The organism is Gilliamella sp. G0441 (assembly GCF_050589305.1).
Taxonomy (GTDB): domain Bacteria; phylum Pseudomonadota; class Gammaproteobacteria; order Enterobacterales; family Orbaceae; genus Gilliamella.
This window is the reverse complement of sequence record NZ_JBNRJF010000011.1, coordinates 1-17,819: the sequence shown is the minus strand read 5'-3', so window position 1 is coordinate 17,819 and position 17,819 is coordinate 1. Positions and strand designations below refer to the sequence as shown.

At 34.9% G+C, this 17,819-nt stretch carries 17 protein-coding genes; 5 read left to right on the top strand and 12 right to left on the bottom strand.

Annotated features, from left to right (window positions below; genetic code table 11):
- Positions 1-10: 10 nt before the first annotated feature.
- The gene (gene folA / locus ACKJXD_RS09450; RefSeq protein WP_430876148.1) at positions 11-526 is read left to right on the top strand and encodes a type 3 dihydrofolate reductase; all 516 of its coding nucleotides are present in this window, start codon (positions 11-13) and stop codon (positions 524-526) included.
- Between the two features lie 48 nt (positions 527-574).
- Here folA and relA read toward each other — a convergent pair whose 3' ends face one another.
- The 11 genes from relA to trmB all read right to left on the bottom strand — a co-directional run bounded on the left by relA (position 575) and on the right by trmB (position 13,431).
- A complete protein-coding gene (gene relA, locus ACKJXD_RS09445; RefSeq protein ID WP_220215623.1) occupies positions 575-2,833 on the bottom strand; it encodes a GTP diphosphokinase in 2,259 nt (752 codons plus the stop codon).
- 2 nt (positions 2,834-2,835) lie between these two features.
- Positions 2,836-4,173, bottom strand: a complete 1,338-nt coding sequence (gene rlmD, locus ACKJXD_RS09440) for a 23S rRNA (uracil(1939)-C(5))-methyltransferase RlmD (RefSeq protein WP_430876147.1) — start codon at positions 4,171-4,173, stop codon at positions 2,836-2,838.
- 12 nt (positions 4,174-4,185) lie between these two features.
- A complete protein-coding gene (gene coaD / locus ACKJXD_RS09435) occupies positions 4,186-4,674 on the bottom strand; it encodes a pantetheine-phosphate adenylyltransferase (RefSeq protein ID WP_220215621.1) in 489 nt (162 codons plus the stop codon).
- Positions 4,675-4,924: 250 nt separating this feature from the next.
- The gene (gene galM, locus ACKJXD_RS09430; protein WP_430876146.1) at positions 4,925-5,920 is read right to left on the bottom strand and encodes a galactose-1-epimerase; all 996 of its coding nucleotides are present in this window, start codon (positions 5,918-5,920) and stop codon (positions 4,925-4,927) included.
- A complete protein-coding gene (gene galK, locus ACKJXD_RS09425) occupies positions 5,911-7,068 on the bottom strand; it encodes a galactokinase (RefSeq protein ID WP_430876145.1) in 1,158 nt (385 codons plus the stop codon). Before galK ends, galM begins: the two co-directional genes overlap by 10 nt.
- Positions 7,069-8,118, bottom strand: a complete 1,050-nt coding sequence (galT, locus tag ACKJXD_RS09420) for a galactose-1-phosphate uridylyltransferase (protein ID WP_430876144.1) — start codon at positions 8,116-8,118, stop codon at positions 7,069-7,071.
- Positions 8,119-8,163: 45 nt separating this feature from the next.
- A complete protein-coding gene (galE, locus tag ACKJXD_RS09415) occupies positions 8,164-9,180 on the bottom strand; it encodes a UDP-glucose 4-epimerase GalE (RefSeq protein ID WP_220215617.1) in 1,017 nt (338 codons plus the stop codon).
- A 36-nt stretch (positions 9,181-9,216) separates the two neighbouring features.
- Positions 9,217-10,497 carry an MFS transporter gene (locus tag ACKJXD_RS09410; protein WP_430876143.1) on the bottom strand — a complete coding sequence of 427 codons (1,281 nt, stop codon included), beginning with the start codon at positions 10,495-10,497 and terminating at the stop codon, positions 9,217-9,219.
- Between the two features lie 331 nt (positions 10,498-10,828).
- Positions 10,829-11,986 carry a histidine-type phosphatase gene (locus ACKJXD_RS09405; protein ID WP_430876142.1) on the bottom strand — a complete coding sequence of 386 codons (1,158 nt, stop codon included), beginning with the start codon at positions 11,984-11,986 and terminating at the stop codon, positions 10,829-10,831.
- Complete coding sequence (gene nfsA / locus ACKJXD_RS09400; RefSeq protein ID WP_430876141.1) at positions 11,986-12,711, bottom strand: oxygen-insensitive NADPH nitroreductase; 726 nt, start codon at positions 12,709-12,711, stop codon at positions 11,986-11,988. The genes ACKJXD_RS09405 and nfsA overlap by 1 nt, the downstream gene beginning before the upstream one ends.
- An 18-nt stretch (positions 12,712-12,729) precedes the next feature.
- The gene (trmB, locus tag ACKJXD_RS09395) at positions 12,730-13,431 is read right to left on the bottom strand and encodes a tRNA (guanosine(46)-N7)-methyltransferase TrmB (RefSeq protein ID WP_430876140.1); all 702 of its coding nucleotides are present in this window, start codon (positions 13,429-13,431) and stop codon (positions 12,730-12,732) included.
- 270 nt (positions 13,432-13,701) lie between these two features.
- On the opposite strand from trmB, the gene ACKJXD_RS09390 reads away from it, so the two are divergent.
- Both ACKJXD_RS09390 and pth read left to right on the top strand, forming a co-directional pair.
- A complete protein-coding gene (locus ACKJXD_RS09390; RefSeq protein WP_294826857.1) occupies positions 13,702-14,649 on the top strand; it encodes a ribose-phosphate pyrophosphokinase in 948 nt (315 codons plus the stop codon).
- An 87-nt stretch (positions 14,650-14,736) separates the two neighbouring features.
- Positions 14,737-15,321, top strand: coding sequence for an aminoacyl-tRNA hydrolase (gene pth / locus ACKJXD_RS09385; protein WP_363317374.1), 585 nt, complete (start codon positions 14,737-14,739; stop codon positions 15,319-15,321).
- A gap of 92 nt (positions 15,322-15,413) precedes the next feature.
- Here pth and ACKJXD_RS09380 read toward each other — a convergent pair whose 3' ends face one another.
- Positions 15,414-15,860: a DUF3597 domain-containing protein gene (locus ACKJXD_RS09380; RefSeq protein ID WP_220215612.1), complete on the bottom strand. Its 447-nt coding sequence runs from the start codon at positions 15,858-15,860 to the stop codon at positions 15,414-15,416.
- Between the two features lie 893 nt (positions 15,861-16,753).
- Here ACKJXD_RS09380 and ACKJXD_RS09375 point away from each other — a divergent pair.
- Positions 16,754-16,957, top strand: coding sequence for a heavy-metal-associated domain-containing protein (locus tag ACKJXD_RS09375; RefSeq protein WP_430876139.1), 204 nt, complete (start codon positions 16,754-16,756; stop codon positions 16,955-16,957).
- A 741-nt stretch (positions 16,958-17,698) separates the two neighbouring features.
- A partial coding sequence (locus tag ACKJXD_RS09370; protein ID WP_430876188.1) for an ESPR domain-containing protein occupies positions 17,699-17,819 on the top strand: 121 nt, incomplete at its 3' end.

The window sequence follows — 17,819 nt, the reverse complement described above, 5'->3', positions numbered from 1 at the left end:
AAGAACAAAAATGATAGTTAGTATTATCGTCGCGATGGCAAATAATCGTATTATTGGTATGAATAATCAAATGCCTTGGCATTTGCCAGCTGATTTAGCATGGTTTAAAAAGAATACGCTTAATAAACCTGTCATCATGGGAAGAAAAACTTTTGAATCTATAGGAAAACCTTTGCCTAATCGACATAATATCGTTATATCAAGGCAAGTAAAAGTAGAGTCTGAATCAGATCGAATTTCAAATCTCAGCTGGGTAACAACTATTGATGAAGCCATTTCTCTTGCCAAAAGGCTTAATTGCAATGAAGCGTTTATTATCGGTGGTGGTAATATTTATCAACAAGTTTTGCCATTTATTGACAAGCTTTATTTAACCCATATCGATGCGAATTTAAAAGGTGATACTTATTTTCCTTATTACGCACCAGAAACCTGGCAACAAGTTTTTCAAGAACATCATCAAGCAGATGATAAGAATCCATACAATTATTACTTTGAAGTGTTAGAACGTAACTCAACTTTTTAACGGAATGATGTTTTATTTAGCAAGACTTAGGGTAGCCTAGCAAATCGCTTACCCTTGATGGCGTCTTGCTTCAATCACATCAGGTAGTTGTTTAATTTTATTCAGTATACGATTTAACGAGTCTTGATCAAAGATTTCCATGTCGACGTCAATATTAGCCAATTGTTGCTTCATATCACTTCGACTTATCAATCCAAGAACATTGACTTTTTCGTTAGCTAAAATTGTTGTGATATCCCGCAATAAGCCACTACGATCGTTAGCGATGATCTGTATCACCATGGTATAACTTGAGTTGGTTTCATTACTCCAAACCGCACTGGTAATACGTTCAGGGGCGTGATTTTTTAAATCTTGTAACTGTTCACAGTCAGCTCGATGAATGGAAATACCTCGCCCTTGAGTCACAAATCCGACAATTGGATCACCAGGAATAGGGCGACAGCAATTTGCAATGGTGCACATCAAATTACCGACACCTTCAATGATAATTTCACTCCCTTTTTTATTACCGATTTTGTTGGTATTTTTGGTTTGGGAATTGGATTTTTGGACAATTTGTTTTAACGCTGCTTCGTCTTCTTCTTCAGCGGTTGGTTTATTAATTTGGGCATTGACAAAATTGACCAATTGATTAATTCTCACATCCCCGCTACCAATACCGGCAAGAACCTCATCAAAGGAATGGGCGTTATATTTATCAATTAGCATTTTTTCAACGCTTTTTAAGTTAATATTTAAAGGCTCAAGCTCGTTTTCTAAAATTTGTTGACCTGCAGCAATATTTTTATGTCGATCTTGTTTTTTAAACCACGCCTGAATTTTAGCTCTTGCCCGACTACTATTTACAAATCCGGTATTTGGATTCAACCAATCTCGGCTGGGATTGGGTTGTTTTTGGGTAATAATTTCAACTTGATCGCCCATTTTTAAGTTATAAGTAAATGGTACGATTCGTCCTCCCACTTTTGCACCAATACAACGGTGACCAACATCACTGTGAATGTGATAAGCAAAATCAAGCGGTGTTGAGCCTGTTGGAAGATCAACCACATCACCTTTTGGCGTAAAGACATAAACTCTATCATCAAAAATCTGACTACGTACGGCTTCTTGAATCTCACCGCTTTCTGACATCTCTTGTTGCCAAGTTAATAATTTACGTAACCAAGTAATTCGTTGATCATAGGCAGTCATTTTGTCAGTACTGCCTTCTTTATATTTCCAATGTGCCGCAATGCCTAATTCCGCATCATTATGCATTTTTTCGGTACGAATTTGGATTTCGATGATTTTATTTTGTGGTCCATAAACCACCGTATGAATAGATTGGTAACCATTGGGTTTGGGGTTTGCAACGTAATCATCAAATTCCTTAGCAATATGTTTATAATGACTATGCACAATACCTAATGCGTTATAACAATCTTCAATTCGATCACAAATAATTCTTACCGCTCGAATATCAAAAAGATCTTCAAACTCTAAGTGTTTTCGTTCCATTTTTCGCCAGATACTATAAATATGTTTCGGGCGTCCATACACTTCTGCACGAATATGATCTTTGTTCATTAATTCTTGCAAATGTTTGACAAAATTATTGATATAAGATTCACGATCAAGTCGCTTTTCATGTAGTTTTTTGGCTATAAAGCGATATTCATCAGAATATAAATAACGAAAACAAAAATCTTCAAGTTCCCATTTTAATTGACCAATACCTAAACGGTTGGCAAGCGGTGCATAAATGTTAAAACACTCTTTAGCTGCAAGCACTTGCTCTTCAATGGGCGCATGTAATAAATTGCGTAAATAGGTAATACGTTCTGCAATTTTTATTACCACACTTCTAAAATCATTGACCATCGCCAATAACATGCGACGTATGCTGTCAATTTGTTCTGAAGTGGCACTACCATTACGAATTGCTCTAAGTTGTCGAATTTCTTTCATTCGAATGATACTAGAAAGGATATGAGTCATTTCACGATCAAAATCTTCTGGTATATCTTCTCGACGAATAACCTTAGTATCAAGAAAAGGAAGTAATAAAGCTGCACACAGACTATTTATATCCATATTCAGGGTGGATAATATCTCAACCATTTCAACGGCATTTTGAAAACAAGCGACTTGTTCTGAAGCTCCCGCGCTACTTTCAAAACAAAAATCCCAAACATGTTTGAACGTCTGATAATTTTCAGCGTTAGTCAGTTGTAATTCCTGTTTTGCCCATTGTTCAACATCAAACTGAGCAAGAGAATAGTGCTCTTCACTGTGTTGATGTGCACCCCTAATTGATACCATAATTACAATCCTGATTTTGTTAACAACAACATTGATTCAATGTGCTTAGTTTGCGGAAACATATCTAAAATAGCAATTTGAGCGATTTTGTAACCAGCTTGAATAAATTGTTTGCTATCTCTAGCTAACGTCGCTGGATTACACGAAATATAAACAATTTTCGATGGTGCCATTTTGATAATTTCTGAGGTAGCATTAAGTGCTCCAGCTCTAGCAGGATCTAATAAAACTTTATCAAACGGTGATTGATTCCATGCTAAAAATTGTTGGTTATCCTCTAAATTGCTTGTTAAAAAAACAGTTTCTGCGCAAATTATATCACTATTTAATATAACGTTTAATTTTGCTTTTTCAACTAGTTCATTCACGCCTTCAATACCAATTAGCGAATGACATATTGTTGCCATTGGCAATGAAAAGTTTCCCATACCACAAAATAGATCCAACACTCTGTCTGTTGGCTTTAATGTTAGCCAGTCGAGTGCCTGTGTTACCATTTTTTGATTAATTTTATTATTAACCTGAATAAAATCCATCGGGCTAAAAGTCAGTTTTAACGTATTAATTAAATAATAATGTTCAGTTTTTCCTGTAATATGTGATAAATTTTGACCATATAAATAAAGAGAAATTTTTTCAGCTTCGGCAAAAGTTTTTAAAAGTTCTATGTCCTCGGCTAACATTGGTGTGGTATGCCTTAATACCATGATAATGCCACTATCAACAGAGATTAATTCAACATGACCGAGTGATTTTTTCGATTTGATTTTACGTAGCAGTATTTGTAGTGGCATTAATAATTGATCTAAATCTTCTTGAAGTACTGGGCAGTGATCAATATTAATAATTTGATTGGATTCAGCTTGACGGAAACCAAAGAATAATTCACCTTTAATCAAATTAATCGAAAGTCTAGCTCGTCGACGATAATGGTAGGGTTGATCGGCAATAATTTGAGGTGGTAATTCAGTAATATGAGTCAACGATTGCCCACATTCTTTTTGTAATAAATTGATAAGTGCATGGTATTTTGCATGTTGTTGTAAATGTGGTGAGATATGTTGTAATTCACAGCCGCCACATTTCTGATAATATTGACATAATGGTTTTACTCGTTGAGCACTTTGATTGTGATATTTAATAACTTTCGCTTTAGCATAATTTTTTTTATTTTCTGTCAACTGAATATCAACAGTTTCGTCAGGTAATGCCGATTTTACAAAAATGGTTTTACCTTTATGATTTGCTATCCCTTGTCCAAACGCATCTAATGCAGAGATAGTGACAGTCAATTTTTGGGTAGCTTGTTTTTTGGGTGGAGCAGTATAAAAAATAACCATAAAAATCTGAAATTAAGTTAATCGCTTTAACAATTCGGTTTTAACAAGTAATGGAACTAAATTAGAGATATTACCACCGTGATAAGCAACATCTTTAACAATGGTAGAAGAAATAAATCCCATCGCCATTGAAGGCATTAAAAATATTGTATCTAAATCAGGTTTCAGCGCCCGATTCATCTCAGCTAATTGTCTTTCATATTCAAAATCATGAGTAGTTCGTACACCTCGAACAATAACTGTCGCATTGTAAGTTTGCGCAAAATCAGCCATTAGATTATCAAAACCAATCACTTGAACATTAAGAAGGTGTTCGACCGAACTGGATGCTAAATTGACGCGTTCTTTAAGACTGAATAACGTTTTTTTATTTGGGTTTTCAGCAATCGCAACAATTAATCGAGGAAATAAAAGTGATGCTCGAGTGATAAGATCAATATGCCCATTTGTAATAGGATCAAAAGTTCCCGGAAAAATTGCAGTTAAACTTTTTGTCTTCATTTATCAAATCTTCCATTAGCAATGATACTCATATCATACAGAATTCTTAAAAAAATTGTTAGGCTATCGTGAGAAAAACCTGATTTTGATTAATTATTATAAGAAAATGATAATACTTCAAGAATTCAATTGGTTAACCTCTTGAAACAGTGATTTGAATGCTGCTCAATTGTTTTAATGCATTGTTTTTGAACGAATATGTCTTTTATTAAACGTTTGATTAAGATATCTCATCATTAATTCTGTGATTTTAGTTTACCACAAATTGATATGTTGTTTGATGTTGATACGTTTCATCGGATTTTAACCAGCAATTAGGTTGGGGCCAGTTATTGTGATGAGGGCTATCTGGTAGAAATTGTGCTTCTAGTGCGATACCTGCAAAATTGTTATATTCCCCATTATGACGGTTTGGCGTATGTTGCAGATAATTACCGGTATAAACCTGTAATGCAGGTTTGGTCGTCATGACACGCATGGTTACTTTATTATCGGATGAGGTTAATTGTGCTGCAATCGGCTGGGTTTTATCCAATAAATAGGCATGATCATAACCGCCTGTTTTTTGTCGTTCTGGACTATCAAGTAATCGTTCGGATAATTGTTTTGCTTGGCGTAAATCCATATCAAATTTAGTGACGCTAACTAGATTTTCATAGGGGATACCATATTTGTCAACGGGTAAAAATTGACTGGCATTGACTTGTAATGTGTGATTTAGAATATCTTTACTCTCCTCACCATCCAAATTGAAATAAGCATGATTAGTTAAATTAACAACAGTGGTTTGAGATGTCGAAGCTTTGAATGAGATGATAACCTGATTATTCTCTGTCAATTCATAAGTGACTTCAACTGTTAACTCGCCAGGATAACCTTGATCACCATCACAAGAAACTAAGCTAAATGTCACGTGTTGATTAGATTGAGAGTGAACTTGCCAAACTCGTTTATCAAATCCATCTGCTCCGCCATGTAATTGATTTTTTCCCTCATTAGCGATAAGTTTATAAGGTTTACCTTCAATATCAATGGATGCATTGGCAATTCGGTTGGCATAACGACCAACAGTTGCCCCTAGAAAAGCATGTTGTTGTTGATATTGTTCTAGCGAATAACAACCCAGTAATACTTCACGATTGACTTTCTCAACAGGTACTAAGCAAGAGAGCCATGTCGCTCCCCAGTTAGACAATTTAATCTGCATCCCTTGTTTATTAGAAAGTGTGATCAGTTTTAAAGACATATTGCATGCGCTCCTTTACTTGGTTGGCAGATATATATATCTGCTTTAATACCAAATTTATTCTGATAATTATTGTTAACAACGTTTTTTACTGCATCAACCTTGTCTTTATTTACCAATGCAACAATACAGCCACCAAAGCCACCGCCTGTCATACGTACACCACCTTGATCACCGATGACATTGCTAATGATTTCAACCAGATAATCAATTGCTGGTACAGTAATTTCAAAGTCATCTCGCATTGAATTGTGACTTTGCGCCATTAATGTTGATAATAATTTATAATCATGAATTGCAAGTGCATGAGATGCTAGCAAAGTGCGCTCATTTTCGGAAATAACATGATGCGCACGTCTAAAAACAATAGGATCAAGCGTTGGTTTAATTTTTAATAAATCTGATAATGTGGCGTCTCGCAATGCTTTTACGCCAAGTGCTGTTGCTGCTGTTTCACATTGCCTACGACGAGTATTATATTCGCTATCGACTAATCCGCGTTTAATGTTCGAGTTAATAATAACAACAGCCATATCATCCGGTATTGAAACTGGATGAACAGAGAGTGTACGGCAGTCAATAAGTAAAGCATGATGTTCCTGTCCAAGTGCCGAGATTAATTGATCCATAATTCCACAATTGCAACCAACAAATTGATTTTCAGCTTCCTGACCGATTAATGCTAATTTAGTGCCATCTAAAGGTAAATTATTTAGAACTTGAAACATCTTTCCGATAGCCACCTCAAGCGAAGCCGATGAACTCAATCCTGCACCTTGGGGGACATTACCGCTAATTGCTAAATCAACACCATAAATCGTATTTGTATAGTTTTGTAAATATTTAACCACACCTCGAACATAATTAGCCCATTGGTATTGAGGGTGCTTTTCAATGGGGGAATCTAACCAAAATTCATCTTGTTGATTATCATAGTCAACGGCAATTACACGTATTAATTTATCGGTACGTTTATGACCGCTTATTACTGTGCCATAATTAATTGCACAAGGTAGTACAAACCCATCGTTATAATCGGTATGTTCACCAATCAAATTAACCCGGCCAGGAGCTTGTACTGTGGTGTCGGATTGATAACCAAATTGAGTTGCAAATGCTTGTTTAGTTTTATCGATTAATGCTTTCATCTATTTATCCTTTCTTTCTTTATAATGGATATCACTCACATTACGCAGTCTTTCAGCTGCCTGTTCAGGTGTTAAATCCCGTTGCACTTCAGCTAACATCTCGTAACCGACCATAAATTTTTTGACTGTCGCTGAACGGAGTAAAGGTGGGTAAAAATGTGCATGTACTTGCCAGTATTCAGTTTTATCTTTCACAAATGGCGCGCCATGCCATCCCATAGAATAAGGGAAAGAACAATTAAACAAATTATCATAACGACTTGTTAATTTTTTCAGCGCAACCGCTAAATCAATTTGTTGGTTTTCGGTTAATAACGTTAATTGTGCAATATGCGTTTTGGGTAATAATAACGTTTCAAAAGGCCATATTGCCCAGAAAGGCACGACAGCAAGCCAATGTTCAGTTTCAACGACTATTCGCTCACGATAGATCAGTTCTTTTTCAACATAATCAACTAATAAATTTCGGTGATAAGTTTCAAAATAATGACGCATATTCTCGTCTTCACGTTTAATTTCGTTCGGTATAAAGCTATTTGCCCAAATCTGTCCGTGCGGATGAGGATTGGAGCATCCCATTGCTGCTCCTTTATTCTCGAATATTTGTACCCAAGGATAATCTTGACTTAATTCTTTTTGCTGTGATATCCATGTTTTAATCACGCTCTCAATTGCCGTTAAGTCTAATTCCGGCAGGGTTTTGCCATGATCGGGAGAAAAACAGATTACTCGACTGGTTCCTTTGGCGCTTTGCATTTGAAAAAGCGGATCATCAGTTGGCAGCAAATCAGGGGTATTATCCATTAATGCGGCAAAATCATTGGTAAAGACAAAAGTGCCTGTATAATCGGGATTTTTATCACCCGTGACCCGTTTATTACTGGGGCACAAAAAACAGTTGGGATCGTAACTGGGTTTTTGTTCTTGATTTAGTGCTTCTTGTTGACCTTGCCAAGGTCGCTTAGCTCTATGCGGTGAAACTAAAACCCATTGATCGGTTAATGGGTTATACCGACGGTGAGGATGATCAATAGGATTAAACGTCTCCATTTTTGCCTCTTTATAATTCTGCTTGAATTAATGTTTACTTGTTTTTCATTCAGGATAACCTTGTGGGTTATTCAATTGCCAGTGCCAAGAATCTTTTACCATATCGTCAAGTGTTAATTTAGTTTTCCAGCCAAGCATTTGCTCTGCTTTTTTCGCATCAGCCCAAAATGCGGGTAAATCGCCTGCACGTCTTGGAGCAAAATGCCAGTTAAGTGGTTTGCCAGATGCTTTTTCAAAAGCATTGATGACTTGTAAAACACTATAACCCACTCCAGAACCTAAATTATAGATATGAACGCCAGTGTTATTTCGATCTGCTTTTAATGCGGCAATATGCCCATCCGCTAAATCAACGACATGAATAAAATCCCGTACACATGTACCATCTTCTGTGGGGTAATCACTTCCGTAAACTGCTAATGATTCCCGTTTACCAACTGCGACTTGAGTAATATAAGGCATAAGATTATTAGGGATACCGAGTGGATCTTCTCCCATTAAACCACTTGGATGAGCGCCAACAGGATTGAAGTAACGTAGTAAAGTTAATGACCAATCGGGTTCGGCTATGCCTAAATCCATGATGCACTGTTCAACCATTAATTTACTTTTACCATAAGGGCTAGTTGGTAATCCTTGTGGCAGGGTTTCAACATAAGGTACAGGTGCTAATTCTCCATAAACAGTTGCTGATGAACTAAAAACTAATTGTTTGACGCCTGCATTTCGCATGGCTTTCATTAAAACAATACTGCCATAAACATTATTTTCATAATATTCAAGGGGTTTATATACCGATTCACCGACGGCTTTTAAACCAGCAAAATGGATTACGGCTTGAATGTCTTGTTCTTCAAAAATTCTAGCTAATAAATTAGCATCACAGACATCACCTTGATAAAATTTAATAGATTGTCCTGTTATTTGTTCTATTCTATCTATTACCGATGCTTTACTATTAAATAAATTATCAATGATAATAGGCGTGTAACCCGCTTTAATTAATTGAACACACGTATGGCTTCCTATATATCCACAACCGCCTGTTACTAATATCTTCATATTGAAACCTCAATTCATCTTAAACGTTATAGTCAGTTATTGTTGTATTTCTGACGGCTGCTTGTTTTTGTGTATAAACAGATCCCAAGGTCCCCGTCCAGATAATGTAAAAGAGGAGATGAGCGTAAAGCTAAATGCAATTAATCCAAGAACTAAATATGCTCCTTCAAATCCAATTTTAACATACATTTGCCCTGCAAAGGTGGACATAAACATAATAGCAAGTTGTTTTGCAAAGCAAAATGCAATTAAATAGACTGTAGCCGATAATCGAATAGGAAAGTGTTTAGTGATATATTTGAATGCGCCGACAAGTAATAGTGGTGCTTCAAACATATGTAAGGTTTTCAGAATAATAACTTCAACGGCTGTACTTGCAAAGGCTGAGCCAGTTATACGGATTGACATAATAGCTCCGGCAACTAACAATGTATTTTTACTCCCTATTTTTTTCACAATCCATGGTGCAATGAACATTACAGTAGCATTTAAAAATTCACCCAGTGTGGTGACATAACCAAAGGCCTCTCGACCGATTTGTTCACTTGAAAAAAACGACGTAAAAAAGTTAGCAAATTGCTGATCAAAAACATCATAAGTACAGGCAACACCGATAATATAAAGCATAAAAAACCATATTTTTGGCATTTTTAACAAATCGACAGCCAGTTTTAAATTAAATGAATCACTTTTATTTAATCCCATTTGTTCAACGATATCGGTTGTAGTGGTTTTTGCCGGATCAGCTAATTTCACTAAAATAAGTAGAATTAATGCAAAACCGGAACATAACCAATAAACTGCGTTGACATTTTTCGAAATCATAATTCCAACAAATGATGCACAAATTGCCCAACCAAAACAGCCAAACATGCGGCAACGCCCAAATTCAAAACCACTGCGCCGACTTATTTTTTCAACCAGCGCTTCAATAGCAGGCGCACCTCCACTAAAGACCATTCCAAGATATAATCCTCCCACTATTGCGCCGACAGTGACATTAAATTGTAGAAGGGGCCCTAACACAAAAATAAAAAATGGGCCAAACAGCACTAACAATAAAGTAATGAGCCAAAGGAGATGTTTTTTGAGTCCTAATTTATCTGATATCAATCCAAATAAAGGCTGAAAGAATAATGCAAAAAAAGAAATAAAAGAAAAAACATAACCTGTTTTTGCTTCATCAAGTCCGTTCATTTTCAACCAAACGGGAAAAAAAGGGCAATAGGCGCCAATAATAAAAAAGTAGAGAAAGAAATAAAAACTGAAAATCCAATAATTCTTATTATGCATTGTAGCCTTAATATTTTGATTCATAATTTACTTCCTTTAATAAAATTTGAATGAATACGCATTCATCAAGAAACCGATTACAATTGATTGAAAAATAAAATTGCTCAGTTCTGTATTGAATATTATCACCATAAAATGATGAAAAAAGTGATCTAGATAACACTTTATGAAATCGGTTACATTTGTAAGTGAAACCGTTTTCATCCATTTTATCAACTCATTGAAGATAAGGTAGGGGATAACTTTTAGGTTAGGCAATGTAAAAGGGGGGTAACAATAACGAGTTGTTAAATGTTAAAATCATCTCACGCCATGTATGATAAATACTGACGTGAGTAATGAATTGATTAAATCATCATTTAAATATGTTTAAACGCTGCTGAAAATCATGCCAGTGATAAAAACCATCTTGATTTTGCATGGCATTTTTAAGCTGCAACGTAAAATGTTGTGGTGGGTTATTCATACTGATTTGAGCACCGCTAAATAGTTGTTCAAAGCTTTGATAAACATATTCGGCTTTGAAGTAGTGTGTTCCAGACTCTAAATGACGAAAACGTTGTAAAATAACTTTACCACCGATTGGCGTTGTTTCGTATTGATTCGGTAACTGATAATGTTCAAAATCTAATGCGCCGAATAATGAAGCAATGGTACTATCATGTCCCACAAGTAAATGAATTTTTCGATCATCATGAAGCATAAGATTGTTTATCATATTAATCAATTCTGCAGCGGAATGTTTGGCAAGCGTTTTAGTTCGACAGACTAAGTTTAGATATTGATTACGTATTTGAATAAGTTGTTGCCATTGCGCTTGGCTATTGATTCTTCCCCACGCAATCTGTTCCTTAGGAAAGCCCGAATAATATTGTAATAAAAATGCATCCACTGCACTAATGCCAATCGCTAATGCACCTAAAAGAGCCGGTTCTTCATGCTTTTTTAAATAAACTTCAACAGGAATATCGGCTAAATCACATTGATATTGTGCATAAAATTTGGAATGCTTATAGTCTAAAACATCGGCTAAAATTTCATAAGCAGGTGCTAAATTTTTATAGATTGATTCTGCTGTAACAGTTTCATCAATGTCCTTAATAACCGCTTGCTTAAATTCGTCAGTGTCGATGCGTAAACTCGGGTCAAACATGGAGTCCATTTTTTCAATAGGATATTTATGCTTTATGGCAATATCGTATCCAGCAAAAGCACCGGCTGTCAAAAATTGAGCTGTAGCAACCGTTCTTTGTAGACTATTTGCATATACAAACACATCAGAATCATCTGCACTGTATTTTATATTTTGATTCTCAAGCCATGTCGCTAAGTATCGTCCAAAATAAACTTCTAGCGCACCGCCTCGGGTAGTTAAATAACCATAAGGGTGATCCCATTCAGGCCATTTAAATGGCGTAGCTTGTTCTAAAAATTCAAGTGTATTTTGTAATGGTGTACGGATTCCATGTCGGCTTAATATGACGACTTTATCCAATTGGTAGCGATTGTTCATTATTGTTTCACCCAGCCTTGTTGATGTAAATAGTTGAGAATAAATTCTCGTTGTCCTTTGTAGATCGTTTCTGCTATTTTGTTACTCCATCCGCCTTCTTTTTGATTAGAACTACGAGTTTGATAATAATCCTCTATTTGCTCATCATACTGTGCCAATAATGTCTGATTGATTGGTTGATATTGATTTTCGAAAAAGATTAATTCACTCGGTAATCTAGGTTTCATTTCGGGTTCTTGATCTGGATACCCAATACAGAGACCAAAAAGGGGGATAACATATTTTGGCAAGGCTAGTAATTGTGTCACTTCAGATATATTATTACGTAAACCACCAATATAGACTGTACCTAATCCTAACGATTGCGCTGCAATAACTGTATTTTGTGCCATTAAAGCTGTATCAATACAACCAACGAGAAGTTGTTCGGCTCGTTCAAGAGGAATCGTTGCATCGATTTGAAAATGTCGATTAAAATCGGCACAAAATACCCAAAATTCGGGTGCTTGATAAATATAGTTCTGATCACCTGAATAGTGAGCTAATTTTTTTCGCTTATCACTGTCGGTGATACGAATAATGGTTGAACATTGAAGAAAGTTAGAACTCGGAGCCGATTGTGCTGCTTGAATCATCGACGTTATCTGTTTTTCCGTTAATGGAATGGGTTTATAAGCACGAATTGAACGACGATGATAAATGAAATCAAGAGTTTGATTTTGCATAACGGCTCCTTAATAACGTTATTGTTTTTGAAACTGTAAATCCCAAACACCATGACCAAGATTTTGACCTCTTTTTTCAAACTTGGTAATAGGTCGGTCTGCTGGTCTTGGAATATAATCTCCTGTTGATGATAAATTTTTATAACCTGTCGCTTGATTCAATACCTCAAGCATATGTTCGGCGTAATGTTGCCAATCTGTTGCCAGATGTAAAATACCATTAACTTTTAATTTACGTCTGATAAGTTCGACAAAAGCAGGCTGAATAATTCGACGCTTGTTATGCCTTGCTTTATGCCAAGGGTCAGGAAAAAATATTTGTACCTTATCTAACGAATTATCTGCAATCATGTTTTCTAAAACTTCGACTGCATCATGGCACATCACATTTAGGTTTGATAATTGATTTTCTTCAATTGCCATTAAACAAGCTCCGACCCCCGGTTTATGTACTTCAATACCTAAAAAAGATTTCTCGGGGGCATTTTTTGCCATTTCGATGAGCGATGCCCCCATTCCAAATCCAATTTCTAAAACGACGTGTTGATTAGGTTGAAAGTGAATAGGGGAGCTAGCATTATATTCGACCCCAAATACGGGCCACAAATTTTGTAAAGCTTGTTCTTGACCTTTGGTCAAGCGACCTTGTCGTAGCACAAAACTGCGTATTGTTCGTTTCGGTTTTTGTTCTTCAATCTCTGTATGTAATTGTTCTGCCATTAGATTATCTACTTGTGTTATAAAATTGATTCAAGCTAATTGAAAGCTACTATAAAATAGCGATGATGAATTAGTTTACTCGATTTTAAGTTGACGTCAAAAAACATATTTTAACAAAATTACTCCTACACTTTTTTGCTAGGCAGGTTAAATTATTTTGATAATTTTTTATAATGTAGTTGAGCATGATCACTAAATGATTATATAATTGTCACTCCGAATTAACCGATTACGAATGCGTAATCATGTTTACATGCTTGAGGATTTCTCGTGCCTGATATGAAGCTTTTTGCTGGTAATGCCACTCCTGAGCTAGCAAAGCGTATAGCTAATCGTCTTTATACTTCTCTTGGTGATATTGTCGTTGGTCGTTTTAGCGATGGAGAAGTAAATGTTCAAATCAATGAAAATGTCCGTGGTGAGGATGTTTTTATCATTCAATCAACTTGTGCACCAACCAATGATAATTTAATGGAATTGCTCGTTATGATTGATGCAATGCGTCGAGCATCTGCAGGTCGTATTACAGCAGTTATTCCTTATTTCGGTTATGCAAGACAAGATCGTCGAGTGCGTTCTGCACGGGTTCCAATCACAGCTAAAGTGGTTGCTGACTTTTTATCAACTGTTGGTGTTGATAGGGTATTAACGGTTGATCTTCATGCTGAACAGATCCAAGGCTTTTTTGATGTGCCAGTGGATAATGTATTTGGTAGCCCCGTGATTTTAGAAGATATGCTACAACGTGATTTTGAACGCCCAATTGTTGTCTCTCCAGATATTGGTGGGGTGGTGCGTGCACGTGCCATAGCAAAACTATTGAATGATACCGATATGGCTATTATCGATAAACGTCGTCAACGAGCTAATGAAGCTGAAGTGATGAATATTATTGGTGATGTTGCCGATAGAGATTGTATTTTAGTTGATGATATGATTGATACAGCTGGAACACTTTGCAAAGCGGCTGATGCATTAAAAGCACGTGGTGCTAAAAGAGTATTTGCCTACGCAACGCATCCGATTTTTTCGGGTAAAGCAGTCACTAATATCAAAAACTCAGCCATTGATGAAATAGTTGTTTGTGATACTATTCCATTAACAGCTGAAGTTAAAGCATTGAAAAATGTACGTCAATTAACATTATCAGGAATGTTAGCAGAAGCAATTCGTCGCATAAGCAACGAAGAATCGATTTCTGCAATGTTCCATCAATAATTGATTTTTAATGATAAAAATGCCCCGTTTTTTGGGGCTTTTTCAATTTAACATCTTCAAATAATAACACTAAATAATTAAAACATCATGACAACCATAAAACTTATCGTAGGACTTGCTAATCCTGGAAACGAATATGCCCAAACTCGACATAATGCAGGGGCATGGTATGTTGATTTGCTTGCCCAACGTTATCAACAACCTTTAAAAAACGATCCCAAATTTTTTGGTTATAGTTCACGTATAAACATCGCAGGAAATGATATACGTTTATTAGTACCTACTACGTTTATGAATTTAAGTGGCAAAGCTGTTCAAGCGATGGCTTCATTTTATCAGATAAAACCAGAAGAAATCTTAGTTGCGCATGATGAGCTTGATTTAAATCCGGGGATTGCGAAGTTAAAATTTGGTGGGAGTCATGGCGGTCACAATGGTTTAAAAGATATTGCTAGCAAATTAGGTAATAATCCGAATTTCTATCGATTAAGAATCGGTATCGGGCATCCGGGTGATAAAAATAAAGTGGTCGGTTTTGTATTAAATAAGCCTTCTAAACCAGAACAAGAATTAATAGATAAAGCAATTGATGAATCTGCACGCTGCACAGATATTTTATTATCCCAAAGTCTAGAAGCAGCAATGAATCGACTACACGCTTTCAAAGCTTAATAAATTTAATTGAAACTAATTTATATCAAAGTTATCGATTAAAAAATCCACCTGAAGATCAGGTGGATAACAAATCACGTATCAATCTTGAATTAAGAAAATAAATGAGTGATATTACCGCCTTTTTCAGCAATTCGTTTAAATACTTCTTTGATTAACCAAGTATTCATTGCTGCGGTATCATCAGTACTGCCTGTATAATTAAGCTCTTTTGCCAATTTTTTACGAGCATCTAGACTATTATCTATCCCTAATAATTTTAGCAGATCAACAATCGATGTTTTCCAGTTAAGTTTCTCAGGAAATTTACTCGCTAAATTATTAAGAATTGACATAACATCCACGTCAGAGATTGGCGTTTGGTTGTCTGAATGTTGTTGATTTTGATTTTGGTCTTGATTCTGATTATTTGATGCTGTTGCATCTTTATCATGACCTGTAATGCTGTTGACTTGATTTTTAACAGCGTCAGCGACATTACCGACAGCTGCTTGAGCACTTGGAAAGATTTTAGAAAAAATATTATTTAAGATACCCAAATTACACCCCCCTATGTTTAAACTGCTTTTGAAAAAACTGCTTAACTATTCAGATGTACAAAATATCGCCTTTAGTATAACGTTTTAGTAACAATAGTGTCAAAGAAGTTCTGGATTAATAGCATTTTTTGTTGTTGATTCAGAAGTAAATAACTTAAATGCATCGATAAATTTATATATAGAAAAACGGAAATTGAGTTATAAATTAAGACAGTTATTTTTAAAAACTTAAACAGTTTACGAATCACTAATTATTTATAATAACGATATTAATCCAAGATTATTCAATTTATTGTCCAATAATAGTAAAAGGTATTGGAAACTAATTGATTTAAAACATTACGTTATTTGCAGGATGATAATTTATTGGAGTCAGTTTGCTCGAAACAAAAAATTGTGTATGATAAAACAACTGATGTCATTGTCGCTTTCTTAAATGAAAAATTCTTTTTCGCAAACAATATAGATTATCTTGCAAAATTTTAGCTTTATTAACTTTTCAATGCGAAATTCTTTGTTGTTTCACAAAAATTGTGGCGATAACAAATTGGTTTGAACGTTATTAAAATGTTAATTATGCAGCGTCTATAGGTCGATCAAGAAAATGAAGTACAATCTAAATTGGATAATCCGACTCCAGCCACGAGCCTGATCATGTGTCAAAAGATACTTATGAGTATGATGAAAATGATTTATTTGACACCGTAAAAAATGCTTCGGGGATAGATGCCAATCAATTGTTATAATATTTGGGTTTAATGATAGTTGTTCTTCATATATATAATTATTTTATTACAAGGTAGAACAGTACAATTTAATAAATTAGTTAGTTGGTTTATTATTTAGTCTTCTTAATTTTTTAACTAAGATTTAATTTAAAAGAGAGGTCAATCATGAAATTAATTGTCGATAATATGAGTTGCCAGCACTGTGTTAATGCCATTACCAAAGCGATTAATGATATTGATCCAAAATCGAAAGTAACCATTGATTTAGCCAAACATGAAGTTGATATTGAGGGTGGAACCATATCCCAAGAAGCCGCTATAGCTGCTATTAATGAAGCAGGGTATGAATTTGTGGGAATTTCGTATTAATTGTTAAAAGTTTTACTTGGTATTTTTTTCGGGCGATTGAGGTAAACTTGATTTTATCGAGGTTTAATCTGCGTCCGATTCAAAGTAACATATTGACTTATTTTAATATTATTCAAATAAGATACAATTATTATTTAACTAATATTGATAACGATCCAAAGCAGGTTTGATATTGATTAGATAGTTAAATATCAAATAAAATACAACCCTAAAATCATCTGAATCTACTTAATTTTCCTCCAATATTATCGTTTTCATCTAAAATAAGATTATTTGATGATCTATCTCGGATCAATATTTGCCAAATAAATGTAGACAAACTAATCTTCTTTACAGTAATATGCTAAAGTGTAAATTTATAGTAATAAATGTTAATATTATTTAAGTTTTGTGTTTCGGTATTGTTTTTTTAGATTGGTGTCTTGAAAATTTTTGCGGTTGTATCTTTTATTAATATAGCTTTAACTAATTGATTGTCAAAGATTTATTTGCTTGTGGGATTAAAGCAAAATACTTCAAAAGCCTTATACCATATACCCTCAAATATTCATTTATTACCATTCAATGTTAACTGATTTATCTATTTACTCATTAGGTTTGTTTAGTCAGTACGTTATTTTTTATGCAAAAATAAACAAAGATTACAACAAAACCATGAATAAATTGAACTGTTTTAATTAAACCAAACCAAAATGGATAAATACAGCAAGATTAAAAGTATTTATGTAAGGAATATAGAACATGAACAAGTATTTATATCGGGTTATCTTTAATAAAAAACGTGGCATGCAGATGGTGGTGGCTGATATAGCAAAAACCCCTACCGGTCACGAAAAATCAACATCAGGTTTAGGTCAGACTT

What these genes read in the sequence shown, in the direction of transcription:
- galK (WP_430876145.1), bottom strand. Translation starts at nt 7,068, where the DNA reads ATGAAAGCATTAATCGATAAAACTAAACAAGCATTTGCAACTCAATTT.
- pth (WP_363317374.1), top strand. Translation starts at nt 14,737, where the DNA reads ATGACAACCATAAAACTTATCGTAGGACTTGCTAATCCTGGAAACGAA.
- galM (WP_430876146.1), bottom strand. Translation starts at nt 5,920, where the DNA reads ATGTCTTTAAAACTGATCACACTTTCTAATAAACAAGGGATGCAGATT.
- rlmD (WP_430876147.1), bottom strand. Translation starts at nt 4,173, where the DNA reads ATGGTTATTTTTTATACTGCTCCACCCAAAAAACAAGCTACCCAAAAA.
- ACKJXD_RS09410 (WP_430876143.1), bottom strand. Translation starts at nt 10,497, where the DNA reads ATGAATCAAAATATTAAGGCTACAATGCATAATAAGAATTATTGGATT.
- galT (WP_430876144.1), bottom strand. Translation starts at nt 8,118, where the DNA reads ATGGAGACGTTTAATCCTATTGATCATCCTCACCGTCGGTATAACCCA.
- ACKJXD_RS09405 (WP_430876142.1), bottom strand. Translation starts at nt 11,986, where the DNA reads ATGAACAATCGCTACCAATTGGATAAAGTCGTCATATTAAGCCGACAT.
- folA (WP_430876148.1), top strand. Translation starts at nt 11, where the DNA reads ATGATAGTTAGTATTATCGTCGCGATGGCAAATAATCGTATTATTGGT.
- coaD (WP_220215621.1), bottom strand. Translation starts at nt 4,674, where the DNA reads ATGAAGACAAAAAGTTTAACTGCAATTTTTCCGGGAACTTTTGATCCT.
- relA (WP_220215623.1), bottom strand. Translation starts at nt 2,833, where the DNA reads ATGGTATCAATTAGGGGTGCACATCAACACAGTGAAGAGCACTATTCT.
- galE (WP_220215617.1), bottom strand. Translation starts at nt 9,180, where the DNA reads ATGAAGATATTAGTAACAGGCGGTTGTGGATATATAGGAAGCCATACG.
- ACKJXD_RS09375 (WP_430876139.1), top strand. Translation starts at nt 16,754, where the DNA reads ATGAAATTAATTGTCGATAATATGAGTTGCCAGCACTGTGTTAATGCC.
- trmB (WP_430876140.1), bottom strand. Translation starts at nt 13,431, where the DNA reads ATGGCAGAACAATTACATACAGAGATTGAAGAACAAAAACCGAAACGA.
- nfsA (WP_430876141.1), bottom strand. Translation starts at nt 12,711, where the DNA reads ATGCAAAATCAAACTCTTGATTTCATTTATCATCGTCGTTCAATTCGT.